Annotated in this window: 24 protein-coding genes; 11 read left to right on the forward strand and 13 right to left on the reverse strand. The window is 44.0% G+C overall.

The genetic code is table 11. The features are described 5' to 3' along the window. Positions 1-5 precede the first annotated feature (5 nt). A complete protein-coding gene (locus ACP2WE_RS05135; protein WP_425214515.1) occupies positions 6-155 on the forward strand; it encodes a hypothetical protein in 150 nt (49 codons plus the stop codon). A 233-nt stretch (positions 156-388) separates the two neighbouring features. Here the strand turns inward: ACP2WE_RS05135 and ACP2WE_RS05140 are convergent, their stop codons facing one another. The 7 genes from ACP2WE_RS05140 to ACP2WE_RS05170 all read right to left on the reverse strand — a co-directional run bounded on the left by ACP2WE_RS05140 (position 389) and on the right by ACP2WE_RS05170 (position 9,739). After that, positions 389-1,300, reverse strand: coding sequence for a DUF6734 family protein (locus tag ACP2WE_RS05140; RefSeq protein ID WP_425214516.1), 912 nt, complete (start codon positions 1,298-1,300; stop codon positions 389-391). After that, positions 1,297-2,883, reverse strand: a complete 1,587-nt coding sequence (locus ACP2WE_RS05145; RefSeq protein ID WP_425214517.1) for a tetratricopeptide repeat protein — start codon at positions 2,881-2,883, stop codon at positions 1,297-1,299. Before ACP2WE_RS05145 ends, ACP2WE_RS05140 begins: the two co-directional genes overlap by 4 nt. A 232-nt stretch (positions 2,884-3,115) precedes the next feature. Further along, on the reverse strand, positions 3,116-3,472 hold the full coding sequence (locus ACP2WE_RS05150) for a hypothetical protein (protein WP_425214518.1): 357 nt from the start codon (positions 3,470-3,472) through the stop codon (positions 3,116-3,118). Between the two features lie 17 nt (positions 3,473-3,489). Next, a complete protein-coding gene (locus ACP2WE_RS05155) occupies positions 3,490-4,851 on the reverse strand; it encodes a PDZ domain-containing protein (RefSeq protein WP_425214519.1) in 1,362 nt (453 codons plus the stop codon). 509 nt (positions 4,852-5,360) lie between these two features. Beyond that, a complete protein-coding gene (locus ACP2WE_RS05160; RefSeq protein WP_425214520.1) occupies positions 5,361-8,006 on the reverse strand; it encodes an O-antigen ligase family protein in 2,646 nt (881 codons plus the stop codon). After that, positions 8,003-9,154, reverse strand: a complete 1,152-nt coding sequence (alr, locus tag ACP2WE_RS05165; protein WP_425214521.1) for an alanine racemase — start codon at positions 9,152-9,154, stop codon at positions 8,003-8,005. The genes ACP2WE_RS05160 and alr overlap by 4 nt, the downstream gene beginning before the upstream one ends. A gap of 459 nt (positions 9,155-9,613) precedes the next feature. Continuing rightward, a complete protein-coding gene (locus ACP2WE_RS05170; protein ID WP_425214522.1) occupies positions 9,614-9,739 on the reverse strand; it encodes a hypothetical protein in 126 nt (41 codons plus the stop codon). 80 nt (positions 9,740-9,819) lie between these two features. Here ACP2WE_RS05170 and ACP2WE_RS05175 point away from each other — a divergent pair, with 80 nt between their 5' ends. After that, positions 9,820-9,972, forward strand: a complete 153-nt coding sequence (locus ACP2WE_RS05175; protein ID WP_425214523.1) for a hypothetical protein — start codon at positions 9,820-9,822, stop codon at positions 9,970-9,972. Between the two features lie 83 nt (positions 9,973-10,055). Here ACP2WE_RS05175 and ACP2WE_RS05180 read toward each other — a convergent pair whose 3' ends face one another. After that, positions 10,056-11,300, reverse strand: a complete 1,245-nt coding sequence (locus tag ACP2WE_RS05180; protein ID WP_425214524.1) for an S-layer homology domain-containing protein — start codon at positions 11,298-11,300, stop codon at positions 10,056-10,058. A gap of 304 nt (positions 11,301-11,604) precedes the next feature. Between ACP2WE_RS05180 and ACP2WE_RS05185 the strand changes: the two genes are divergently transcribed. Together ACP2WE_RS05185 and ACP2WE_RS05190 are read left to right on the forward strand one after the other, a co-directional pair. Continuing rightward, positions 11,605-11,799 carry a hypothetical protein gene (locus tag ACP2WE_RS05185; RefSeq protein WP_425214525.1) on the forward strand — a complete coding sequence of 65 codons (195 nt, stop codon included), beginning with the start codon at positions 11,605-11,607 and terminating at the stop codon, positions 11,797-11,799. 191 nt (positions 11,800-11,990) lie between these two features. After that, on the forward strand, positions 11,991-12,437 hold the full coding sequence (locus ACP2WE_RS05190; protein WP_425214526.1) for a hypothetical protein: 447 nt from the start codon (positions 11,991-11,993) through the stop codon (positions 12,435-12,437). A 51-nt stretch (positions 12,438-12,488) separates the two neighbouring features. Here ACP2WE_RS05190 and ACP2WE_RS05195 read toward each other — a convergent pair whose 3' ends face one another. Both ACP2WE_RS05195 and ACP2WE_RS05200 read right to left on the reverse strand, forming a co-directional pair. Continuing rightward, on the reverse strand, positions 12,489-15,131 hold the full coding sequence (locus tag ACP2WE_RS05195; protein WP_425214527.1) for a PAS domain S-box protein: 2,643 nt from the start codon (positions 15,129-15,131) through the stop codon (positions 12,489-12,491). A gap of 137 nt (positions 15,132-15,268) precedes the next feature. Further along, the gene (locus tag ACP2WE_RS05200; RefSeq protein ID WP_425214528.1) at positions 15,269-16,033 is read right to left on the reverse strand and encodes a phycobilisome rod-core linker polypeptide; all 765 of its coding nucleotides are present in this window, start codon (positions 16,031-16,033) and stop codon (positions 15,269-15,271) included. Positions 16,034-16,522: 489 nt separating this feature from the next. On the opposite strand from ACP2WE_RS05200, the gene ACP2WE_RS05205 reads away from it, so the two are divergent. Beyond that, the gene (locus ACP2WE_RS05205) at positions 16,523-17,224 is read left to right on the forward strand and encodes a response regulator transcription factor (RefSeq protein ID WP_425214529.1); all 702 of its coding nucleotides are present in this window, start codon (positions 16,523-16,525) and stop codon (positions 17,222-17,224) included. 13 nt (positions 17,225-17,237) lie between these two features. Here ACP2WE_RS05205 and ACP2WE_RS05210 read toward each other — a convergent pair whose 3' ends face one another. After that, on the reverse strand, positions 17,238-18,671 hold the full coding sequence (locus ACP2WE_RS05210; RefSeq protein ID WP_425214530.1) for a rod-capping linker protein CpcD domain-containing protein: 1,434 nt from the start codon (positions 18,669-18,671) through the stop codon (positions 17,238-17,240). Between the two features lie 565 nt (positions 18,672-19,236). Between ACP2WE_RS05210 and hemH the strand changes: the two genes are divergently transcribed. The 3 genes from hemH to ACP2WE_RS05225 all read left to right on the forward strand — a co-directional run bounded on the left by hemH (position 19,237) and on the right by ACP2WE_RS05225 (position 21,657). Further along, positions 19,237-20,388: a ferrochelatase gene (gene hemH / locus ACP2WE_RS05215; protein WP_425214531.1), complete on the forward strand. Its 1,152-nt coding sequence runs from the start codon at positions 19,237-19,239 to the stop codon at positions 20,386-20,388. A gap of 289 nt (positions 20,389-20,677) precedes the next feature. Beyond that, positions 20,678-20,884, forward strand: a complete 207-nt coding sequence (locus ACP2WE_RS05220; protein WP_425214532.1) for a hypothetical protein — start codon at positions 20,678-20,680, stop codon at positions 20,882-20,884. Between the two features lie 236 nt (positions 20,885-21,120). Next, the gene (locus ACP2WE_RS05225) at positions 21,121-21,657 is read left to right on the forward strand and encodes a phycobiliprotein lyase (protein ID WP_425214533.1); all 537 of its coding nucleotides are present in this window, start codon (positions 21,121-21,123) and stop codon (positions 21,655-21,657) included. 61 nt (positions 21,658-21,718) lie between these two features. Here ACP2WE_RS05225 and ACP2WE_RS05230 read toward each other — a convergent pair whose 3' ends face one another. Beyond that, entirely contained in the window at positions 21,719-22,312 is a 594-nt protein-coding gene (locus tag ACP2WE_RS05230; RefSeq protein ID WP_425214534.1) for a phycobiliprotein lyase, read from the reverse strand. A 257-nt stretch (positions 22,313-22,569) separates the two neighbouring features. Between ACP2WE_RS05230 and cpcE the strand changes: the two genes are divergently transcribed. From cpcE to ACP2WE_RS05245, 3 genes are all read left to right on the forward strand, one after another. Next, positions 22,570-23,397, forward strand: coding sequence for a C-phycocyanin alpha-cysteine-84 phycocyanobilin lyase subunit CpcE (gene cpcE, locus ACP2WE_RS05235; RefSeq protein WP_425214535.1), 828 nt, complete (start codon positions 22,570-22,572; stop codon positions 23,395-23,397). 45 nt (positions 23,398-23,442) lie between these two features. Next, complete coding sequence (gene cpcF, locus ACP2WE_RS05240; protein ID WP_425214536.1) at positions 23,443-24,255, forward strand: C-phycocyanin alpha-cysteine-84 phycocyanobilin lyase subunit CpcF; 813 nt, start codon at positions 23,443-23,445, stop codon at positions 24,253-24,255. A 175-nt stretch (positions 24,256-24,430) separates the two neighbouring features. Then, complete coding sequence (locus ACP2WE_RS05245) at positions 24,431-25,177, forward strand: phycobilisome rod-core linker polypeptide (protein WP_425214537.1); 747 nt, start codon at positions 24,431-24,433, stop codon at positions 25,175-25,177. A gap of 381 nt (positions 25,178-25,558) precedes the next feature. On the opposite strand, the gene ACP2WE_RS05250 is transcribed toward ACP2WE_RS05245, so the two are convergent. Continuing rightward, positions 25,559-25,993: a helix-turn-helix domain-containing protein gene (locus ACP2WE_RS05250; protein ID WP_425214538.1), complete on the reverse strand. Its 435-nt coding sequence runs from the start codon at positions 25,991-25,993 to the stop codon at positions 25,559-25,561. Positions 25,994-26,138: the final 145 nt, after the last annotated feature.

A 26,138-nucleotide genomic window follows, 5' to 3' on the forward strand; every position in this document is an offset into this window, starting at 1 on the left:
TCATCATGCTAGAGAAAAAAGCGCATTACAGTTCGTTAATGCACCCTATGAGATCGGCGATCGCTTCGCAATTATTTGTCTTTACGGCGGGAGACATCCTGAAAGGAATCACCAATAACTTCTCTGGACTCAACAACGAAGCGAACCATTTTTGACTGCCTAATCTTGACTCGAAACAGACAACTTTAACGGAGTGATGGCTTCGGTATAATGGCTTGCGCTTCACAGGTGGCAGATAAGTTATAACTCAGCATAAGCCGTATATCGATTATCCTATGCAAGCGCTGGTTATGCAGTGATATTAAAAGGTATCCCCCCTAGCCTATGAGCAAAGACACAAAGGCACAGACAATTGTCAAAATAAGGGATTTCATAACTTATGGATAGCCTAAAGACTGAATAGGTTAAGTGACATTTTTTTACATGTCTCAAAAAATTCAGGGTAATCTTTTTGGACACGATTTAAAAGCCGCTGGGTTAGATATGTATTGCGTTTACTGCCAGCAATGAGATGTGTAAAACCAAGACGAGATGCTTTAAAGTACGCATCATCAACACATGAAAAAAGATTGTCTACTTTTAAGTTTAGAAATTTAGAAAATCTGTTGTCAAAGTGATACTCATAGCAGGCTGCAGGGAGAAACTGCTCAAGAAGCATAATATAAAGCTGCTTAACTGATGATTCTTTTAGAACTTCTTTATTGACAGGATGATCAATTATGTTTATCGCAAGATTGGCACAATAATGAATAAAATCTAGCCTATTACCACCATATATTCCACAGCAAAAAGCTTTAAGTAAGTCAGGAAATGTGGCTCTATACCATAACCACTCTTGGGGTAACCATCCTTCATTTTCACAAATACACTCATTTTCTAAAATATCAGGTATGTAATAAGCTCCTTTTTCTCCTACGATGAAAAATTCAGGATTTTGTATTATAACGTCTGCTCTTTCAACCTGATCAGGTAATTTTTTCCATAAAAATACATCACTATCAATATGAATAAAGGGTTCATTTTGAGCTCGATAAGCGTATATTTTTCCTAAAGCCCAGAATTCAGGATCTGCGTCAACCATAACATCTAATTCCGTTGAAACATTAGAAAATTCCAAGCCAAGTCGATCAACGAGAATAGATTTTCCTTCAGAATTTGTCACTAAAGCAGTATTTCTATAATACTGTTTTGCTGTCATTACTGAGAGAACCCATGAACATAAATATAGGTTCATGTTAGGCCAACTTGAGCCATGCATTGACTTCAATGGCTCCGGCCAAAAAGACCAGACTATTTTCATAATAACTCCCCACCAATAGCACTGAATTCTACTTTATATGGATGCAAACAATTAAAGGGAGCGGGATAAACGGCGATCTTTTTTATCTCTTCATAGCTATAGTAAGGATACTTTCCTTTATAAGAATAGTAATAACTAACTCGTCTCCTAGGGTGACTAATTGGAACTGCAATCCCCACCAATTTCTTCTTGGCAAGTGATAGAGAAATAAAATCACCACAAAGATAAAGTTCGATAACTTGATGAATATCCGTCAGAAAAAGATCTATACTAAACTCATCATAGTATCCACTATTGTCCCTTCGTATCATTTCCAAGAATATTTTGTACCTGTCAAGATATTCGTCAACAAATCTCTTAAACTCAGATTGAAGGGATTCAAGAATCAGGACTATTTCGCTTTTTAAAGAAAGAAAATCTTCTTCTGAAATTATTTTGAGGATGTATATCGGGTTGTCAGCCAAAAGATTTGTTATTAATGAAAGTGAAGCTTTAGACTCTCCCGCTAATGCAGAATACTGTGCATGATGATATAAAACCTCTGGAATATTTGACAAGAGATTGTTTCTCTTCGCGATAATAATTGCTCTTTCGAGACAAGTAGAAGCTTGTTTGAAATTTTCTAGGTTACCATCTTTAGCAAAGAGATAATGAGCTAGTCCTTGATGAATTAGTGCAACAATTGAATGATATTCAGATTCAGGCTCAGCATATTTAGCTGCCTTCTGATAATATTCAATAGCTTTCTTGTAATCTCTATGATCTTCGGAAAATAGATATATATTTCCTATATAATGGTCAATAATAAAATCTATTCTTGATTTTTTTTCTGCTTCTAACAAATCCGCTAGTGCCTCGTCATACCATCCTCGATTGTATGAAGTAATACCTCTATTCTTTAGTTCTCTTGATTCTGTTTCAAGCGGTCTATTTAATGTCTCATGAATTTTCTTTGAAAAGTCATTATTTTCCTCCAATCGCCAGATTAACTCAGAAATGCCCCAACTAAACTGCATGGATAGGGTGTTTAATCCTTTTTCTAGAGTTACAGATATATTCTCTATACTCAAATTTATAGTATCTAGTTGGCTTGAGACTTTACTAAATCCAGAGTCTATAGTCTTCCTAGTGAAATAGCCATCTATTAATTGAACTCCAGTCGTTAACAGGAGACTACAGAAAGGGTCAATACCTCCTGAAAGAACATTAAAAGGCAATCTAAATTGCGTTTGTTGATTTGCTAAGGGAATTCCATTCTCTTGGACGTATGATGCAGTTCTATGAAGACTTTGTGAAAGATAATTTTGCTTTGATATAGCTCTATCCGAAAAATTATCATTCATTAACTTTTGAGGAGCACCTTGATCCCATTTTTGGGATATATTCTTAAAGTCGTTAAATTCATTAATTAAATTCGGGATTCTTTCAATCAAATTAGCCGATTGATCCCAGACTTTAATTGAATTTTCTACTAAAGCCACTACTGACTCAATAACCCCAACAGTTTTACTGCCAGCATCAATAAGATTTTCTGCTTCTTCAAGTAAAATAATTAATTGGTCTGCTTTTTTAGAACTATTCACTTACTTATTCCCTAGCTATGAAGATGATACAATAGATTTCAGGAGCACGAATGGAGCGAGAAATACCAAATACTTTTTAACTTTCCTCAGCATATAAATCAAAAATGTGTAACGGTGAATTTGTGCGGTGGCAGATAACCTTGAACTCTTACCGATAACCTCTGTTTCATCCACACCAACACAGTGTTAGCCTTGCTATTCCCCAATGAGTTAAATAGCAGACAAGATAATTTCACTCAGCTTTTGCTTCCAACCAACCCTTAACGGCTCCAGTAATTAAAGCTCCCACAGGATTATCAAACGCTTTCTCAAAAGCCGCCAAACCACCTGTTTTAGCCGCAGCAATTACTCTCTGCTTCCAAGTAGGATCGCTTTCTATAAGTTTGATCGCTTCTGCTGCTACAACCATTTGTTCTGCTGTGGTGTTTGTCGGAAAGCTCTGAGCAAGTTGCTCTAAAAGAGACTGGATTTCAACAGCAGCTTCAGATAAGCTCTGTTGCTCAGCTTCATTTATTACTCCAGCAACCTTTGCTCCTCCCTCAACTGTGCCACCACTCATGTGATAAATACCAATGTAATTGTTAGTCATACCCAATAACTCCTCTTCTATAACTGAATGGTATTCAAAACGACAAGTTGACTTAAAATAACACCTGCGGAATCTCCTCCCTGAATAACCTTTTTCAGAGGTTTGCCGTCTCGAATAACATCCAGTAAAACTGGGCTATCGTCACTTTTTCCGAGGGCCGAAGCAATTTCTCCTGGCTCATTAATAGTTTTCCCATCTAAAGCGAATATAACATCACCCTCCTGTAGTCCTCCACGCTCAAAACTCCCACTTGAGAGAAGTTTAATAACCATAATGCCTAAGCTGTCTGCATAGATGTCTGGATGTTTAAGTCGCTCAGCTGAGAGTTGAGCAAATCTTTGGAGGATAGGTGATAGACTACCATTACTCAATACCTTCTCAAAGTAAAATATTGAATCATGACCGTCTGATTCTAGGAAAGAAAATGCAGCTAACTTAAATAATTGTTTCGGGTCACATTCATTTTGATTAACTTCTTTATTTCGTAGTGAAAAAAGCTCTGCTTCTGATAGTTCCAAGGGTAGTCCTGAAACTTCTCTTAGAATCCTAATGTAAGGATCTTTAATTCGTCGTTCCACTTCTCTTTGATTTGCCTCATCAACAACTTTAACTCTTTTTTTAAGAATATTCACTTTTTCTTGAGAAAGTTTGGATACAACTTTGCGTGCTTCTCTCCATCCTTCATTACCTTGCCGTAAGATTAAATTAACTCCTGCTCCTTCTAAAGATTCCGATAGAATTTCTGCATCAACTTCCTCAGTTATTACTAAGCAAAAATGAGCAGCAGAAGCAGTAAGATTTAGCTTGGCATTTGTGATTTTTTCGCGGTGAAGAGAATCTGATTGTGCAACTCTTTCTAAATCGCTCAAATTCAATTGGATCAAATGACTTAATCCACCCTCCAATCGAGCTAATGAGTCTCTAACTTCATCAAGACTTTCGTGCGTTTTTTTGATTCTTAACATCAAATTAGAATAGTGCGCAAGATCCCTTTTAAAGCTCTCATAAACAGAAGTTGACAGCTTTAATTCTCTTAATTGAAGATTTACGGTATTTATATAGTATTGAAAATAGCTTCTGGCTCTATCTTGATAGGCAAGCTCTGTTTCATTAGCTCTTCTAATATCCCAGAAAGGTCTAGGAGGATTGTCTTCAATAGCCTTAACTATTAAAGAAATATTCAGAAAATCCCCCTGAAGCTCATCTTTGATAACACTCAAAGCATCCTTGGCTCTTTGCTCAGCCGAAGTCGTTGTATCACCTTCATATATAACTCCAGCAACTTTAGCTCCTGCATGAATTTCACCTCCATTCATGTGATCAATACCAATGTAGCTTTGCTGCTCATCTTTTTCTTTAGGCGTATTTTCTTCAGGCATTACTATACTGCCTCACTAGAAGAATTAAGGCTAACGACTAGTTCTATGGTTGCGTTTCAGTATTTTATCATATATTGTCAAGTCTTATATTAGCAGTTGATAAAGCTATATAGTTAGCCAGCATTTCGCTGGTTATACACTTCTCTCTATATGGTGGTTATTGTGCAACTTGAAGGAAAACTCAACCATAGGCGTAATAGCGTGTAGCATCCCTATATAGCGTTTTATTCGGCAAAATGTAGGGTATTATCCCAAAACCCATCCTCAAGAAAAAGTTGTTGCATCTACAACGACTGTAATAGACTCGCATAGTTATGATAGTCTCCCAGTCACCACCAAAAAAATTATTGGAATGCGCACATGATGCGATTCGAGTCCAACACTCCTCATCTCAGACCAAGGAAACATCCGCACAATGGATTCAGCATCATATTCTGTTTCACAACACACCACACGATGGGAAGATGCGAAGTCAATCGATCGCAAATTGAATGGAAGTACATAAAAAGCTAGAGAGTGCCTTGAGTTGGGAAAAGATCGGGAAAGAAAGTAGAAACGATCGCATTTTCTTGAATGCTGGAGAAGTCTAGAGGAATCGGCCCATCGATATGACGGCTGATAATGCCAAAGTTCTCGCGGGCGCGGCGAGGGCGCAGTTGTAAAGGACTATCCATTGCCAGAGGTTGACGCAGCCATGCATCTAGACTGGGCGAGCGATTCATGCGATCGCTCATGGCTTGCACGATTAAGGCAGAAGATTGGTCGGGAAGACTGCGAGTCGCAAAGGCATAGGCTTTTTCTAAGAGCTTGAGACGCAGATTGGGGTTCAGCCATGCGGATATGACCATTTCAGCAGGAGTTTGGGGATTCTGCTTGATTTTTTCTAATTGAGTATTTGGGTTGGGCGCAGAGGTCGTATTAGAGGTCTTAGTGGAGGTTGTAGTGGGATGCATTCCCAAGGGAATTGCTTCAGCCAGCAAAACCGCCGTGGGATTTCCTGTTGCTTTGAGTTCGTTTAATCCACTGACATTCCCCGACCACCAGTGTAAAGCTGCCCGACTGAGCTGAAGGCTGGCTTGGAGCGAGGGATTTGGAGAGGATTTCAGCGTGCGATCGTAGAGCCGATCGAGTTCTGCCATCACCTTGGGATAGAGCGGTTGCCACTGCGGTTCCGACCAGCGAGGACTGGTCATAAAGATCGGATCGTTGAGGGCTTCATGGGCGATCGCTTCAATTCCCTGTTCCATCTTTCCTTGACGCAACAAACTCACACCTAAACCAAACGAGAGCGATCGCTTGGCGGGAACGAGTTCTAAACTGCGTCGAAAAAATTGCTCTGCCTGTGGATAGGCCGACTCGGCAAGACTGAGCCATGCCGCTGTATTGTAGCCAAACTCGTTATGAGGATTCGCGGCAATGCCTTTACGCAGCCAAGCTAAGCCCTGTTGCTGTAATTCCTTCGCTTGCAGCAATGTGGGATTTTGGAGACCAATGTCAGCTAGGTTCCATCCCAACTGATAGGCATAGTAAGGTTCCCAAGACGTAAGGGAATGCGCCTGCTCGAGTTTCTGTTGAAATTGTGCCAGATTCGCTATCGCTGCGTCGCTGCGATTTGCTTCCAAATCTGCCCTCGCCTTGGACAGATAGATAAACCCAGTATTCGACGATAGCCAAGCGAAGTTGACAGGTGCTAACCAAGCGATCGCGCCGATAAGATAGGCTGTGGAAACCCAAGATAGCCACAAACGCGGCAGTCTGTAATTGCCTAAAACCACCAAATCCTTTGTGTGAATTTGTCCCAAGTAAGCCAAACTTGCAAGCACGATCGTCAAACTACCCACGATCGCCAAGACATCTAACTGGTAGTCCGTAATCGCGATCGCGCCATAGGCAAGTAGGCTACCGAATAAGCTATAGGTATAGATCTGAGCTTCTGAGTTGGCGTGCCAAGTGCGAGAGAAATGGAGCTTCACAAACAGCGCGATCGCTGCCACCAGCAAAATTAGCACAGCGACAATGCCCACAGTTCCCAATTCTGCCCATAGCTGCACGGGCGTACTATGCAACTGAAACATAATTTCTGCTTCCCGTCCCGCCCAACTCGGTCGATATTGCTGATATAGCAACGGAGCGGAACCCACACCTGCACCAAACAACCAATGGTCTAGACCGATTTGCCATCCTGTATAGGCAGCGATCGCTCGAAAAAGTAGTTCGCTGCCACCCTTGATCGATTGGAGATTAAAATTAGATGGCAAACTCACAAGGCTGACAACGGATGACTGAAGGCGAGGATTTAAGGCAATCAGAGCGCCTACCACCGCGATCGCGCCCCCACTGGCGAATAGAACCAACCAACGATTGAGCGAACTTCTCAAGACCAGCACCAGCGCTCCAAACACCAGAAATAGAACCAGTCCGATCGAGCCGCCACGAGAATTCGTCGTATACAGATCGATCGCACCCAAAACAATTCCCGCAATCCAAAACTTGCGCCACCATCCCTTTTGTGCGATCGCTAAACCGAACAGTAAGGGGAGCGCCAGCATCAGATATCCCGCCACATAGTTCTGATGGCCTAGGGGAACTCCATTCCGCGACTCAATATCCGAAAAGTCATAGGCGAGGTTTAAGCCCAGTAAATTGATCTGATTCAGTTCAGATAGCTTGGGCAAAAAGGTTTGCAGGCTCCACAGGCACAGACTTTCTAAGATAAGCCCAACATTGAGTACGCCTTGAAACGTCAGCAACCATTGCAGCGGCGATCGCGCTTGCCCTCGTTCCGTTGTGGGAGAAGCAGAGAGGTTCTTAGACCCACTATGCAGATAATTATGGGTCACATAAATCGCCACAAAAAAGGCAAAGGCGATCAAGCTATTCCACAGGGCTTGAGCGGGAAAGGTGGCAAAAATGGTCGAGAGAGAGATAGAGATAAATAGGCAAGCGATCGCCCAGTCTAGACTATTCCCCAGTAAATAGAAAGGAATAGACTTTCGCCAAATATTGAGTAGCCCTGCGATCGCAAAGCATCCCAGTCCCACCTGCGCGATCAGCACCCACGGGAATTGCAGAACCTGCGTACTACTGTCAGGCAACAGTGTAAACAGAATGTAAAAGAGAATGCCGAGTTTGGCTAATAACCGACCAGTAATCATAGCAAATACGCAGAGGATAGCTCTGGAACTTCAACGTTAATTCTCGGTAGGCGATGTTTAAAGCCACAGAGAACTTCCCATGAGATCGTTCCTAAAATTCCCGCCCAATCATCGGCGGTCGTACCAGCCTCACCACCGAGCATGGTGACGACATCACCAACAGAAACTTCGGGAACATGGGTGACATCGATCGTGGTTTGATCCATCGTAATCGTACCGACTTGGGCAACCTTTTCGCCGTGGACTGCTACCGTGATGCGATTAGACAATCCGCGTGGCACGCCATCGGCATAACCGATCGCGACCGTAGCAATCTTCATGTCTGTAGGAGCGTGAAAGGAATGACCGTAGCTAATTCCCGTTCCTGCGACAACGGACTTCACTTGTGTAATTCTGGCTTTGACTTGGATCGCAGGTAAAAGATCGACATACTTTTTGAGATGGGGTGCGGGATAAAGACCATAGATGCCTAGCCCTGGGCGCACCATATCGTAGTGAAGCTTGGGGTCGGTCAGCATCGCTGCCGTATTGCAGAGATGAATGCGCGGCGGACAGATGCCCACGGCTTTAAGCTGCGCGATCGTCTGCTCAAAGCGCTGCTGCTGCTGCTGCATGATTGTAGTATCTAACTCATCGGCAGTCGCTAAGTGAGAATATATGCTACCGATCGCCAGTTGAGGTAGCCCATGCACGAGTTTGACAAAATCTACAGCTTCGCGCCAGTCAATGCCCAGCCGAGACATCCCCGTATCAAATTTGAGATGCACGGGAATAGCGTGCTGTATGCCTGATAGGACTTCGTGAAAGATCAGCGCTTGTTTGGGATTGCAGAGCGTGGGTTGCAGGCGATGCTCGGCGATCGCTTTAATTTCATCGGCACTGTTGGTGGCTCCCAAAATCAAAATTGGGGCAGTAATCCCAGCATTGCGCAGTTGAATTCCTTCGGGAATCGTGGCGACACCCAGCCAAGTTGCGCCTGCTTCGAGGGCAGCCTGACTGACAGCGATCGCACCGTGACCATAGGCATCGGCTTTGACGATCGCCATCAGGTCAGTTTCTGAGGATAAGCAGCGCTTTAACTGCTGCACGTTGTGCTTGATTGCAGAGAGATCGATTTCAACCCAAGCGCGATGATTTTGTTTCAACATAGGCCTCTATAACTCCACACTCCTTCTAATTCACACGAAATCCACACCACAATCTAAGAATGCCCCAAGGACATCCGTTATGCCACAAACATACGTTAACAAAATCAGCAGAATTGCTCAGATTGGTTGTCTATTTTTATTGGTTAGCGTATATTAGCAAGTGTAAACACATAGAGCCCAATTACTCTGTGTCCTTAAAAATTTAGTCCACTTAGGCGATAGGAGGTGATGCCCATGCAATCAGACAGTAACAAACGTATGGGTCGTCAGGTGACCATTCTGTGCGCTGGGGCTGTTCGCTAACAGTCTGGCTCGGTTGGTGAAAGTTTGAGACTATAGCTCGAACTTTGTAACATGTTAGACCAGTTAGGGATTCCTCCCAGCAGTCTGGTTAACACCTGAAGACCCGAATTAAACTTTCATAAAAAAACACCCTTGTCTTTAGACAAGGGTGTTTTTTTATAGGTAGAATTCCCCAGTTCCAAATTTTCTGAATTTTCTGACAGCACAATCAGAAATAACGGCGGTGATCGCGATCGCAGGATTCATGTGATATGTTTGCGCGATCGTTACTATCTTGGTCACAGGATATTTAGGTTGGAACACTTAAAGTGGGTATGAAGTCAAACAATGTTAATCAGTTAGGGATGTGAGTGTGTAAGGCGATGGACAGCATTTTGGGGATTCGGATCAGTATTGCAGCGATTACACTAGGCATCGTTTTACTTTGCGCACCTCAAGCAAAGACTGATAAACAAAACCTCTCAAATCTCGATCTCCAACTGCCAACAGCGAGTACAGCGATCGAGAATCTTTGATGACGACTAAGACGCCTAAGGTGAAACTTTCACCTTAGGCGTCAGCATGACGGCTCCATCATCCGCTAAGAATTTAAATCGCGTTAGTTAGAACTTCTAAGCAGTACATCTGAGTTTGATGTCAAGGTTAAGTCAGTATTTGGATTAATTGACGATAGCGTCACGCTGTTGCGCCCCACAAATACGCCAAGCAACGCGCCAAGACCTGCCCCACCTAGAACTTCCTCTGTAGCGATCGCGCGATCGCCAGTTACGCCAGCGATCGCCGCAGCTGCGGCAGCACCAAGGGCGGCATTCTGAACCACACTGCCTACATTGATGCCTTTATCAACCTGCTCTGTTCTGGTCACAATTTGAGAAGTGGCGTTGAGCGCAGTACGTTGACCATTCGGAAAAACAAGTTCGCTGGCAACAAACTGAGCCCCTCCCTGTACGGAGCGAAGTTCGCCAACCACTTGGCTATTTATTGGAATTAATACTACACCTTGCGAAGAAATAATATTTCGCGCTACGGTCAAAGTCAGTGGAACATTTTCATTCGGTCCAAGTAAAATCTTTTCTTTTGAGTACTGAACGGCGATCGTAGTACCCGCAGGAACTCTTAGCGAATCCTGTTGGGGAGGTGGGTTAGAGATATTCTGACCAACAATGTAGGGAGAAGGAATTGCCGTAACTTGACCCGATCGCGCTAGCGCTTGATAGATAAAGGCAGCAACTTCTGCGCGCGTTGCAGTTTGATTGGGATTGAGAAATAGAACGTTGGGATAATTTACGACCAAACGATTCTCAGTAGCCGCAGCTACACTATTGCGAGCATAACTGGGAATACTGCTTGCATCTGAAAAAGTTTGCAAAGTTGAGTCAGGTGAAGCAGTTGTCGTGTAGTTCAGTCCATTGGCAAGGGAAACAAGAATCTGCACGCGTGGGATATTTTGAGTGGGGTTAAACACATTGCCAGGGTAGCCCGCCATAAAGCCCAGTGTATAGGACTTTTCGATAGCTGGAGCCGCCCAATAGTCTGAGGCAACGTCAACAAACGTAACGCTGTTACGGATTGGGGATTTGGTCATGGCTTTGCTGAGCATCGCGGCAAATTGCGCCCTTGTCACAGCATCATTCGGACGAAAACTGCCATCAGGGAAGCCTTTGATAATATCTCTTGTCGCTAATTCTTGAATAAAGGATTGCGCCCAATAGTTAGATGGAACGTCATTAAAACTAGTCTGAGCATAGGTGGGAGCTGCACTAATGAAGGGAAGGGCAGAGCTACCTATAAAGCTTATGGCTACAAGTACGGCAGAGCCAGAGCGAAATTGATGGTAATTCATGGTGAAGTATTCTCTTTATGCATTATTATGTCTACGATTACCATGACAAACTGTTGGGTTATTTCCTGAATGAATTGAATGAGTTGATTAATCACGTTACAAAACTTCTGGGAAAACAGGTTGGCAATAAAGGAATTAGAAAGATTCTCAAATCAGGGCACGGACGCTCGATTCTGATATCTATCAGACTTCCTCTCGTAGTTCTCTTTACTCTCTGCATGACTGAGCGCTATCTGGAAATGTTTCTAAGCAAGAGAGATGTCCTCCTCAAGAGATAAACTTCTATCGATTCGCTACTAATCTCATGGCGATCGGGCAGAGATTCGACAATTTGTATAAATGCCCCATATCCAAACTTGATGAAAACTTTCTGCGTTCGGCTGTCCTATCACCCGAGCAACTTTATGTTTCTGAAAAATTTACCAATACGATTGCGATCGCGCAATTTGCAAAATTCGTAGACTTGCACAATGGATTGGGATTGAATAGCGATCGCTGAGAGGGGAGATGCTGGTGAAACAAACAACAGAAACCCATACATTAGATAGGGCTACCTACTTGTTACCTGAATCTTTGTAGGTAGGTTTTTTCTGGTAAGTTTTGTTTAGCGGTCAATGTCACAGGTCATCTCCTAAATCAAAACCGCTATAGTAATAGTAAGTCGTCTACTTAGCAGTTAAAAAGTAAGCTATGGCAGGCAGTCGTAAGGAAAAGCCAATCCAGAAGCAGTTGCAAGAGCAGCTCAATGCAGCGCAACATGGCGTAAAACGTCGCTATGAAAAGACCGTAAAGCAAGTCCAGCATGAATTGCAACAGCAACAGTCTCAAGCCAAAGAAAGGCTCGACGAAATTGATGCTTGGGCGATCGATGCTGTCAATGAAACCATTGACCTTGCCAGTGACAAAATTGCTGAGACCCTCGACCAAGTAAAGTCTTCTGCCCAGCAAAAGTTTGAGCAGGTTGTTAAAAAGACCCAAGCTGAGGTCAAGCAAAAAAAACGCCAAAGCGATCGCCACTCAGATAAATCTGTCGATAAAACCTTAGAACAGGTGGGGGAGACAATTGTGGATCTTGGCGATCGGCTTAAATCTGCTGCTCAAAAAGCTGCCCGTTCAGTCAGTAAAAAATTACGGTAGTGCATTTGAGAAATTTCTCGTTCTTCTTGCGGTAATATCTTAACCACAATTTCACAGAGGTAATGTCACCACGCAGGTTGTGCCTTTCCCAATTTCACTATCGATGTGAATTGTGCCTTGATGCAAATCTACACATTTTTTGACAACAACTAGCCCCAACCCCGTTCCTGGAATCGTTCGGACATTTTTGCCGCGATAGAAGGGTTCAAAAAATTGTTTTTGATCTTCTAGGGGAATGCCAATCCCTCGATCTCGAACCTCAAGGATCGCGCGATCGCTTTGAAACGTTAAAGAGAGTTGAACGTTCCCGCCCTGAGGAGAATACTTGATCGCATTGGATAATAAATTAGACAAAATGGAGCGTAACAACTTTTCATCTAGACAAACAGACACAACTTTGCCCTGACTCGTAAAAGTCAGTGTGTGTTGAGATCCTGTATTTAGCCGCATTTCCTCTACAAAATAATGACAATAGAGTTCTAGGTTGAGAGGCTTGGGGTTAAATGCCAATTTGCCAGTCTCGGCTCGATTAATTGTGAGAATGTCGTCGAGCAATTGCACCATATTTTTAATTGCGTCTTGAATTCGATGCAGGTTTCGCAGTCGTTTCTCTGTATTGTTCCATTCATTGGGGGAGTTTTCTAGAACTTGAGCGGCTGCCAAGGCTGTACTCAGTGGTGTACGAAATTCATGGGAAGCCATCGAGAAAAAGCGGGTTTTCAGAGCGCTGAGTTCTTTTTCTCGTTCCAATGCCAACCAGATTTCATCCAGCCGTTTTCGTTCGGTGATGTCGCGGGCATTTACCATGATGCGGCGGGTGGAGTTACTATCCACAAATGGCTGGCTGATCGCTTCTAAGATCCGCCAAGAACCATCCTGATGGCGATCGCGAAACTCTATAGTTCGGTTTGGCTCTGAACTTGGCATGATATTTGTAAGGCGATCGCGAACTGTTCCCCAATCATCGGGATGCACGAACTCAGCCACATTTTTTCCCACCAAATCTGTGACAGAATATCCTAAGACTTTCTCAGATGAGGGGCTGATGTAGGCAATCGTGCCGTCTGGCTCAAGAATCATGATGATGTCTAAGGCGTTTTCAATCAGCGATCGGAATCTTTCTTCACTTTGACGTAGCGCCTGCTCGACTTGCTTGCGACTAGTTGTATCTCTTTGTACGGCAATCCAGTGGGTATACCAACCCTTGTCATCCGCAACGGGAACGAGGCTAAATTCATTCCAAAATTCCGAGCCGTCTTTACGATAGTTAATCACTTCAACCGTTACGGATTCCCACCGAGAAAGCGCTGTCCGTAATTTCAGGAGTTCGGCGCGATCGGTTTTGTCTCCCTGCAAAATACGTGGCGTTTGCCCCAAAACTTCTTCTGGCTGATAGCCTGTTATGCGGGTAAAAGCTTCGTTGACATAAAGAATGCGAGGACCTGGCATATCTATCGCGGCTGCCTCCGTCACGATCACCGCATCATTCGTATTCACAACAACGGATTGCAGTAGGCGCACCTGTTCCGCTTGCCGTTTTTGGTCGGTAACGTCAGCTATCACAGCGACAATACCGTTGATGCGTCCATCCGTATCAGGTAGGGGAGCCGCCGAAAAGATTACATCAATGGGAGTTCCATCTTTTCTAATCTGACGAAATTCTAAGCGCGAATAGGTTGTACCCTGCAAAACGCTGGTTTTAAGCGTGGGAAAGTCCGATCGCTGGTCATCTAACCCAATGGGATTGGGGCGATCGAGGACTTCTGCTTCTGTCCAGCCAAACATTTGCTCTGCCGCAGGATTCCAAATTTTGACTTTGCCTTCACGATCTAACATCACGATCGCACGCGGCGAGGCAGTAACCAAAGCTTGGAGGGTGTCATTCGTATGTCTCAAAGCAATTTCGGTACGTTGACGCTCGTTAATTTCCGCTCGCAGGGATGTATTGGCGATCGCGAGTTCGGCTGTGCGCTGTTGTACCCTTTGTTCGAGATGGGTATTGAGTTTTTGTAGCTGGTGGTAGAGTTCAGACTGTTGGATGGCGATCGCTACTTGCGTGGCGAGTTGTTTCATCAGATCGACTTCCCAGTCCTGCCATGTTCGTGGATAACTGCACTGGTGGGCGATCAATAATCCCCAGAGATAGGTGACAGAAGGAGCATCTTCCTCACTTTCTTTTGGTTCCCCTGATTCCCCATTGCGAATCTCTTGAATAATCGGTACGACTAATTTTGCCCTCACCCCAAATTGTTGGACAAACTCAGCTAGACAGTCTTCGACATCGGCTTGCGTAACATTATTAATCGTGCGAGTTTTTCCCAAGGCGTAGGCACGATGATATTGCTGGGGGAACACCTCTTGGGGAAATGTATGCCCTAAAATCTCAGGATAGGGTGGTAAGACCGTTTCGTGAATGGCACAGCCCGTTCCATCTGACCATAGACGATAGATCAGGACGCGATCGGCTTGCAGAAACCGTTGGACTTCTTCTACTGTCGTGGCTAACACGCGATCGAGGTCCAAAGATTGACGAATTTGCAAGGCAATTTGCGTTACTAAGCGTTCCCGTCTGGTTTGCTGCCGCAAGACAATTTCGGCATTCTTGCGTCGAGCCACTTCTTGGTTGAAATACCAGTAAATCGCAATGAGCAATAGAATGCCTAAGCCAATGACGATCGAGACGAAACTAGTCACGTTTACGCTAGAGCTTGGGAAGGGAACGTACTAAGTATAGTTTTCCAAATCTATATTGAAAATATAAACATTTAGATCCCCGACTTTTTGAAAAAGTCGGGGATCTTGGCACTTATAGAGTTCTTTTGCCTAACTACTTAGAAGCCAAGCAAAGTTGCCACAAACAGGAATGCGATGAAAGCCATTCCACTAAAGAAAAGACCAACCCAAATCTTTTCTAGGGATTGAGGCGGATTTTTTTGCCATGCCCAGAGCGTGAAGTCCAAACGAGCAGCACCCTTGCGGTCTCCTTTATAGCTAGATTGAGGCAGTTTGTTGCGATAGTCAACTCCATACCGAGCCATATGGGCAAAGGTGACTTCGCCCTTAGTGCGATAAGGTAAAATACGGCGACGTTGATAGGGGACAGTGCTATCTCCAAAGTTATGCAGGTATTCTTCACTGTTAAGTAAGGCATCGACAAATCCTATAATGCCTTTTGTCATGACAACGCTAGACCAAGCAATTTTTTCGCGATCGCTATAGACATTGCGGCCTAAAATTCGCTGAATGCAAATTTCAACAAAGCGATAGTTATTATTGCTTTCATAGATCAGCCGACGAAATGAATCGGACAAAACCAGTCCTCGGATAAAGTCTTTAACCGTTATTTGGCGTGCCCTAAGATGAGATTCTAAAACTTGCTGGCGGTGGCTTTTGAGCATCTGTTGCTCGTTATAGATTTGGCGATAGGCTGCCGCGATTAAGTTGTCTAACTCAGTCGCATCAAGTTGGTTGTCGGTTGTATAAATTCTGGGCTGCTCATCATTGGCAACTTCAAATCCTTCGACTCGATGATTTTGAGATAAGGGGTTGTATTCTAACAATGGAAAGGGGTTGTATTCTAACAATGGAATTGACATAAAATTTCTCCAGATAATAAATAGATTTGAGTATGTAATTTAGAGTGCACTTAGGGGGAATCAGCTTTATTGAAAGACGCAGATAAGTTACCTAATTGAAGCGAGTTTCCTCAGTCGTGGCATGTTGCCGAGGATCTGAAACCTGAGCTTTCAATTGCTCTCCTGTAGTGTTTTCAAGGCTCTTCCTAAAATGACATGAAATTTGATAATCCCATACCTGCAGTAAAGGAAAGGGTACGAGAGATGTAAAGAAATCGGAAAGAATAGACAAAATCAACAAATCTTAAAAAAATGTTATTTTTCTTTGAGGATAGAATGCACAATCCATGCTAGATAAGCATTCTGATTAAGTTTTATAAATAGAACTTTCGTAACGGATTCCCTTAAAGTCATGATAAGTAATCTATCTTTATGGGCTTTAACAATTCTGCTAATTAAAGATACGAAATCTCACTGAAACGTTACGTTTTATTCTTTCCCCTCTATGCTATGAGGATTCTTCTGATTGAAGATGATATCCGCCTTGCCGAGACTCTGGCAGAAGCGCTGACAGACCAGCGCTATGTGGTTGATGTGGCTACTGATGGCGAAACTGGGTGGCTACAGGTACAGATGCTAAGTTACGACTTACTCCTGTTAGATGTGATGTTGCCAGAGCTGGATGGAATCAGTCTTTGCCGACGGTTGCGATCGCATGGCTACAAATTACCCATTCTCATGATCACTGCCTGTGACACGATCGACAATGAAATAAATGGGCTGGATGTTGGTGCAGATGACTATGTCGTCAAGCCTGTAGATCTGCAAAAACTATTTGCGCGCATTCGAGCTTTACTGCGTCGGGGAAGTGGCGCATCATCACCAGTTTTAGAATGGGGTAATCTGCGTCTTAATCCCAGCACCTTTGAAGTCAGTTATGCTGAGACTCCCATCCATTTAACCCCAAAGGAATATGCGCTCTTAGAACTCCTATTGCGGAACGGTCGGCGAGTTCTGAGCCGTAGCGCCATGATCGAGCATGTCTGGTCGTTGGAATCCTCTCCAGATCCCCATACTGTCAAAGTTCACATTAGAGGTTTACGTCAAAAGCTAAAGGTGGCGGGAGCCTCCGAAGATTTGATTGAGACGGTGCATAGCATGGGTTATCGCCTCAATCAATTAAACTGTGAAGTCGCGACATCTAGGCGTTGAGAGCTGATATGCATCAACTTTTGGGCTTCCGTTTTCCTTGGGCATCGCTGGTTGGTTTGTTAAACCCATGTCCAGCCTTTGAAGATTTTTTAGACTTTTGAGATTTAGATGAAGAAAGAACTGATTCTATCTTTTTCGTGTGATTTGGTACTGTATTCTCAGGAGCAATCTCAGGGATATGCTCAGAAATAGCTTCAGGAACTTTCTCTGACATGGGTTCGACAATATTCACAGCAGTTTCTTGCGGAATCATTTCAGCAATCTGCTCAGGAATATTTTCTGTAATACTCTCTGGAATTACTTCTGCAATAATCTCTGGAGTCACTTCTGGAATGCTTTCTGGAATTACTTCTGGAGTCACCTGATGGATTATTTCTGGAATCACTTCCTCTGGAGTTATTTCAGCAACGACTTCGGGAAGAGTCACTGCGATCGCTTGAGGAACCTCCTCTACAACGACCTCAGGAATTACTTCTAAAGCAATCGCTGAAATTGCTTCTGGGATTTCTTCAGCAACAATGACATCAGGAATTATTTCTGGAATTATTTCTGGTACGGCTTCACGAATAACTGAAGGGATGACTTCAGGAGAAGTTTCTGAGGCTAGATGTGGAAGGATTTCAGGGACGGGTTCTGAAACGGGTTCTGAAATGACCTCTGGAATTACTTCTGGCGATCGCAAGTCTTTGGCAACACTCATCGGTTTGCTGAACCCACGACCAGCTTTGGTGGTACTTTTGGGTTTCTGTGATTTCCGTAAAGAAGGTATTGCCTCTACTTTTTTCATGGAGGTTGATACAGACTTCTGTGGAACATGCTCGGAAATAACCGTAGGTGCTATTCCTAAGACAGGTTCAGGAATATGCTCAAGAATAGTATCAGGAATAACTTCAGATGCTATCCCTAAAACGGGTTCAGGAATATGCTCAGAAATGACCGCAGGAACAACATTAGGAATAACCTTAGGAACAACATCAGGAACTGTCACTGAGACAGGCTCTGGAATATGTACGGTAATTTCTTCGGGAGCATCCTCAGGGATATGCCCTGCAACGATCTCAGGAACGCAAGCTACAACTTCTTCAGGAACAGTTTCAGCAATATGAGTAAGGATATTTTCAGGAACGCTTTCTGGAGCGATCGCTGAAACGAATTCTGGAATGCGATCGGGGATTTCTACAGTAACAACCTTAGGAAAGATCTCAGCGATCGCAGCATGGGTCTGAAGGTTCTCAATCTCTACTAGATTCTCTAATACGTGAGGCGGTGAGAGTGTGATACTCGTAATCTTGCTACCCATTCGATGCAGCGATCGCAGCTTTTGCGAGAACTGGGCGTAGGGAACTGTAATTGTATAGGTTCCCATTCGCATCATTTCTGTATAACTTCCACCTTTTACCTCAATGGCTACTCGGCGACTGTCAGAATCCGTATTTATACTTACCATGCCAACCTCATCCTAGCGATCGCAAACGAGCGATCGCAAATTAAATATTTAATTAAATTGTTTGCAAAAAAGATTCTCCTCAGGTCTCGCACGAGTCGCACACTATCTGAGGGTAATGCCTTTAAGCTGCTTCAGTAATGCTGTGCGATCTTATACTATTTTCCAAAAAACTGCGCCGTACTTTTTGCAAAGACCATACAAAAAATGGCACTCAAATCCCGAACTGTTACGAATTCAATCGAAATTGGGATTGTTACTCTCATGCAGACACTCCAGTTGTTTACATGAGTTAAGTGAGCATAGGCTGCGCAAGCTAACCGAATTACTGCGGCAATCTCCTACTGCTTGAGGGTTGGGAGACTGATTAGCGCCATCATCATTATGCAGAGACCCATATTCGCCTTTGGTCGGAATTGCCAAGATCGTCAATAGTTTGAATAAAAGTTACTATTTATGAATTTAGATTATGATTGGTGACACACGATCGCGATTCTGCTGTCTACCAAAGAATTGTATTGTTAAGTAATGGACAAATCTGAGCTTAAAGTAGGAATGGACAATTGATATGGGGCGAATTGGAGTTTTACTACTAAATCTAGGAGGACCGGACAAGCTTGAAGATGTTCGACCCTTCTTGTATAACTTATTTTCTGACCCAGAAATTATTCGTATACCATCGCCGCTGTTTCAAGCACCTTTGGCTTGGTTTATTTCCACCCTACGCTCCAAAAAATCTCAGGAAAATTACAAAAAGATTGGTGGTGGCTCCCCTTTACGCCGCATTACTGAAGCCCAAGCGCAAGCCCTACGATTGCAGCTCCAGCAAGACGGACATGAGGTCAATGTCTATATTGGGATGCGCTACTGGCATCCTTTTACCGAAGAAGCGATCGCCCAAATCAAACGCGACCAAATCGAAGAATTGGTGATCTTGCCCCTATATCCACAATTTTCGATTAGCACGACAGGCTCCAGTTTCCGCTTACTCGAAAGAATTTGGAACGCCGATCCAATGTTGCAAAAAATTAAATATACCGTCGTTCCCTCTTGGTTCAGTAACTCAGGCTATTTACAAGCGATGGCGAGTCTGATCGAGAAAAAACTCGACAGCGTCAAGAATCCCAGCGAAGCCCATATATTTTTCAGCGCCCATGGTGTGCCAGTCAGTTACATTGAGGAAGCGGGAGATCCCTACCAAAAAGAGATTGAGTCCTGTGCGGCTCTGATCATGGGCAAACTCAACCGCTCAAATGCCTATACCTTGGCATATCAAAGTCGTGTTGGTCCCGTGGAATGGTTGCAACCCTATACCGATGTGGCGATCGAAGAACTCGCCCATCAAGGGATTAAAGAGTTGGTGGTTGTACCCATCAGCTTTGTTTCAGAACATATCGAAACCCTAGAAGAAATCGATATGGAATACCGAGAAATCGCCGAAAAAGCTGGGGTGGAAACCTTTGCCCGCGTACCTGCTCCAGATACCGATCCGACATTTATTAAGGCTCTAGCAAATATTGTGATGCAGGCGTTACGCGATCGCCCCATTCTCTTCACCGATACAATTCGCACGCAAAACAACGTCAAACTCTACCCTCAAGAACGCTGGGAATGGGGTATGACTACTTCAGCCGAGGTTTGGAATGGTCGTATCGCCATGCTGGGCTTTTTGATCTTGCTATTAGAACTGTGGTTTGGACGTGGGCTGTTACATCTGTAGACCTAAAGCTTTATTACAATTTCTCAAGAAAAATTTTGTCAGAAACGCCCGATTAGCATTATTCACACCATCATTGAAGCTAGACAACAGAGGTTGTCTAGTTTTTGGGTATTCATACAAAAACGGGTTCCTTGAAATCCTTCTGAGTTTTATACTTTTGTGTATAATACTTTGTGCCAAATGTCTAGTGTAAAAGTTACAATATTTACAGAATTTAATATTTAAACTGGCAGAATCGTAACAAGCAAATCGTTGCTCGGTACTTTTCTTTACCAGATAGGAGAAAACTATGACTGACATACCTAATGGCGGGCAAATGCTCTGGAAGCTAGAGAATAACGAACGGGTTTTGCACCTGCGGCATAACAATATTGAGCAATGGCGTCCTTATGAAGAGTTTCCACAGTACGCCCTACCCGATCCTCTAGGCTTTTCTAAAGGAATTACCACGTTTCTGGCATTACTAAAAAAAGGTTGGACGGCGACTAAAGCCTAGACAAGCTAGGAACCCATCCAGCGCAAGTTGTCGCGACGACACAGCATTGCGATCCATTTAGATTTGTAGATTGGGATTTGATTTATAGATGAGTGATTGGGGGCGCTGCCCCCACTTTTTCTACCTTTCTCCATCTCTTGTTGGATTGCTAAGCATGTAACAAAATGTTAAGAGTAATAGACAAATTGACGCACTGAATCTGTTCCAATGTCGTTTTCTGAGGCAAGTGAATCTCCATGATGTTTCAACAGCAAACCGTTCCATCCGATCTCAAATTTTTAGTGCAAACTTTTTTTCAAAGATCGGAGGGCAACTGGCGATCGCAACGTCGTTACTACACGCTCAAGGATGGTGAAACCCAAGAAGTCGTCAGTCTTTTGACGGTCAAATTTCTTGAAGGCGGTAGTGAAGATTTGCGCGAACTTGCCCGTTTGCATGATTTAACAGATGAAGCGGCATTAACCTGCGGCGCTCTAACCACTTGGGAAAGTAACTATATTGGACCAAGCGATCGCCAAACCAAAGGCTCAACAGTCTTTGGCGTAGAAGGCACAAAGCTTTATCGCGATCGTGGCTTTGCCACCAGCAAACCAGTCATTGCCCAATTTTCTATGCCAGATGCTACGACCATGTGCCTGCGCACCGAATATAGCGGCAATATGTTTGAAGAAGAAATCAAGTTAATCGGCACGCAATACCGCACGCGCCAGTCCATTATTTCCCGTGCTGGAGAAGAGCAAATGATTGGGCAATACTTAGAAACGCGGTTTTAAAATAGCTAGACTTGCCAATGGATTTAGCGAATTCGTTTCTGTATAGCCCTCAAAGATTCACTTACCCGCCAAAGAGAGCAAAATACTCTGTTGTTTGTTCAACAGGGCTCTCAGTCTGTTTTGGGGGATTGGGTGGGGCTTTACGAATTTCTGTACAAAATGAAGAAACATTCGATAGACCCGTGGTTAAACCCGCACGCAAACACAGATCGGGGTTGGGGAACCAAAATTTCTCTTCTGAGTAGAGCGTCTCGTATTCAGTAATCAGACTGAGAACATCGTCATCTCCCATAACATAGCGTCCAACTACGGGTGCTTTTTCGGCATAGCCTTGATGGCGCAGCAGTTTTCCCTGTTGGATATCGCCATCATTTGCGATCGGAACAAATATGGTAAAGCCTTTATGCTTGCTATCGTTCTTATCTGTATCCCATGCCATCGTGCCATCCCATGTGACTTTAGCAGCACACAAAGCACTCTCAGGGTCAAAACCATGCTGATTACAAAGCTCTATTACCTCTTGATCGAGCAATGATAACATTTCCAGATTGATCTCTGATGTGCCATCTTCAGCTTTTTTAATGATCAAATGATGGCTGGTGCGATGCGAGATCCAAGAACCCGCTCTTTGCTGGAAAAATTCTACGATATTCATAAATTTTATAAGCCTGCATCGGTCAAATAAATATGATCCGCCGATCGCCGATCGCTAAGAGCAGCTAGGCATGATTCGTTACTAAAAAGTTCTACTCGATTGTACGACAATATAATTGCGGCTAATGCAAATGACCTAGGCGATCTAGAGCAAACTATCCAATAGCTGACTAATAGTTAGCCATTGTTTAAACCTCTGGGGATTGTTTTGAGAATATGGGATGATAGATGATTGTTTCCAATCGATAGATTTGCTCTATGGACAATGAATCTGGCATTCCCAACGACAACCAATTGACCGTCGAGCAGGCGATCGCCAATCTTCAGGGAAAAGATCTGGGATTGCGCGTCTATGCCGCTTGGTGGTTAGGTCGATTTCGCGCGGATGCTACAGAGGTTATTGATGTATTGATCGCCGCATTAGAAGATGAAGACGATCGCACGGATGCGGGTGGTTATCCTCTCCGACGCAATGCCGCAAGGGCTTTGGGCAAATTAGGCGATCGTCGAGCCGTCCCCGCATTGATCCGTTCGCTAGAGTGCTCTGATTTTTACGTGCGGGAAGCTGCTGCACAGGCTTTAGAGGCGTTAGGAGATCCAACCGCTATTCCCAGATTAATTGAGTTACTAAATAACCAAGTTTCGGGAACGCTTCCAGCCAACGAACCTCCTCATCTGACTCAGCCTTTTGATGCAATTTTGGAAGCATTGGGCTCTTTAGGGGCGATCGATGCTATCCCCTGCGTTCTCACGTTTTTAGATCATGCAATTCCCCGAATTCAGAATGCTGCTGCACGAGCCATGTACCAGCTTTCAGCGGATGACCAAATTGCTAATCAGTATGGCGATCGCTTGGTGCAAGCTCTTTACCACAATGACTTGCAACTACGCCGTGCCGTTTTAGCAGATCTAGGTGCGATTGGCTATTTGCCTGCTGCGGAAGCGATCTCAAGAACTTTGGCAGAAAATAGCCTTAAGCTGATTTCGCTCAAGGGGGTATTGGAAAAACAAATACAGTACGCTACCCCGCCCAATTTGTCCCAAGGGGCAATCCAAGTCATGACACTCATGGATGAATTGTTGTAGCAAAAAGAGTGAAAATGTAGAAGTTAGAATTTATTGATTCCTCCCATGACCGATCGCATTGACCATTTGATTCGGGCAGTAGAAGAAGCAGATTCTTCTAAACTTTTGGTAGAAGCAGTGCAAAACTTGGCAGCGGCACATCTAAATGCAGCCATTCCGACCTTGATTGCTGTCCTTAGTTATAACAATCCAGGCGCAGCGGTGGCAGCGGTCGATGGTCTCATTCAACTAGGTGAGTCTTCGGTTCCAGAGTTGCTAGATCTACTAGATATGCATAACTACACTGCCAGAGCTTGGGCAATTCGAGCACTGGCAGGAATTGGTGACCCTAGAGGGCTGGTGACCTTGTTGGGCGTGGCAACAGCTGACTTTGCGCTGAGCGCTCGGCGAGCTGCGACCAGAGGACTAGGTACGATGAAGTGGTACTGGTTTCCAGATCATCTGTTAGAAATGGCTCAGGCAGAAGCTCTGGATGCTTTACTGTTCGTCGCTCAACAGGATGAAGAATGGGTTGTACGCTATTCAGCCGTTGTAGGATTGCAGGCATTGGCTCAAGCTATTGCAACAACGCACCCTGAGTGGCGATCGCAAATTCAGGCTCAATTTGAGCAAATGGCCGATCGTGATGCGAGTTTAGCCGTGCGCGCGCGCGTTTGGATGGCGCAGCAGCATCTCCAAGCAAAGCCAGAAGTAAAAATAGAGGATTGTCCCTCACCCCTATCGGCACAAGACTGGCAAAATATTCTAGAAAAACTGTGCGATCGCAAGCAACAGGAGCGGTTTATGTTGGCTGAGGGCGATCCGCGCCGTTATCGAGGGTTGGCTGAGGCGATCGCTCAAAAGACCAGTAATGCGTAAGATTGCAGAACCTAAGCGATGTGTAGTTTGATAAAGTTGGGTGTACATGAAACTACACATATTGATTAAGTTATGTAATCTTTATCAAACTAGATCGAATAATGACACCCTCATTCCTATAAAATCAAAAATAACTTTTTAAGATTTTTTACAAGCAAAGGGAGATTTCGTAGCTGTGACAATTCCTCTTTTAGAATACGCCCCTCTTTCTCCAAACCAAAGAGTTAAGAATTTTGATGTTCCTACCGATGAAAGTCCTAGGATCTATTCAACAGATAACATTCTTTCCCCTTCTGACATGGGTACATTGATCAATGTAGCCTATCGCCAAATTTTCTTCCATGCTTTCGCCACAGATCGCGAGCCCGTTCTTGAGTCCCAACTCCGTGGCGGTCAAATCACTGTACGCGATTTTATCCGTGGATTGTTGCTTTCTAACACCTACAAGACCAGCTTCTACGATCTCAACAGCAACTACCGCTTTGTCGAGCACACCGTGCAAAAGGTATTGGGACGCGATGTCTATGGCGAGCGCGAAAAAATCGCTTGGTCTGCTGTAGTCATGACCAAAGGTCTCGCAGGTTTTGTAGACGATCTACTCAACAGCGAAGAGTACCTAAGTAACTTTGGCTACGATACGGTTCCTTACCATCGTCGTAGAATTCTGCCCAGTCAGACAATTGGTGAGAGACCCTTTGATATTAAGTCTCCTCGCTATGATGCCTACTATCGTGCTAAGTTTGGCTTCCCTCAATTTGTTTGGCAGTCTACTGTACGCAGCTACAATCCTGCTAAGACCTTTACCGCAGGCAATCCTTCTGCCTTCCTTGATATGGCACAGAGCATTAGTCCACGCGGAGGACAAGCTCAACGCATCTCATCCCTAAACATCGATATCGAGAAATCACTTCCTCGTCGGTAATCCTACGAACTAGTTAGATAGCTTCTATCTAGTCTAAGAGTAGAAAAAGCATAAGGGTAAGATAAACTTCTTATCCTTATGCTTTTTTAATAGGTGCTGCCCTACTACTTAAACCTCAGTTCGGGATAAGAAAATCCCAAACCCTTTATCTAAGGCTATGGAACCTATAAATGCTAAATTCTCACAAATAAATCCTATTCATCCAATAAATCGGGGCGAGCACACACCATCCATCGCCCCTACACCAATTGTAGGGGCAGCGCCCCCGTGCTGCCCAGAACGCTTGTATGCCCTATATTTCCGTTTCATATTCTTTATCCCGAATTCACGTTAGTTAGGGAATCAAAATGTGGAGATTACGTAGCGGAGATCGGTTTGGTATTAAAGCTTAGTTTGTCTCACATCTTCATCTTTCTCTTCCCAAAATCCCAATTCCAGTAACGCTCTACAGATCGTGGCGCGAGAGGGACGGACTTTAGGTGCTTTTAATCCTAACTCTTGGGCAGTTTCAAGTAGATCCTGCATCAAGAGATCCAGCGAGCTGTCAGTCGTATCTTGTGGAAGATGGTCAATTCTGCCTTGGTAAGCTAATGTATAAAGTTCCAAGTGCCGTTTACCCATGACTCTAGCCAGTTTTCTTAGGGTTTCGGGGGTAGGACAGGTTCCCTTAAAGCAAGCTCCTCGCAGACGAGGCTGGGGGACCCCTGACAAGTCAGCCAGACGATTCATGCTAATCCCCTGTTCTTCTAAGTATTGAAGAACAAATTGCCCCAATGGAGAACAATCTTCAGGTTTTACTTGTAATTTTGCTGGCATTAGTGAACTTCCCGAACGTCTAAATATTTAGAAGAGATCTGGCGAAAAATTATTACGAACAATATCAACTTTAACCCAGTATATTTGTAACAATTATATCAAGTCTCATTATCAATAGTCCTGACCGATCCAAGGATGTGTAGAC

Origin of the sequence: Tumidithrix helvetica PCC 7403 (assembly GCF_965232925.1) — a bacterium.
In the GTDB taxonomy this organism is placed as follows: Bacteria; Cyanobacteriota; Cyanobacteriia; order Pseudanabaenales; family Pseudanabaenaceae; genus Tumidithrix; species Tumidithrix helvetica.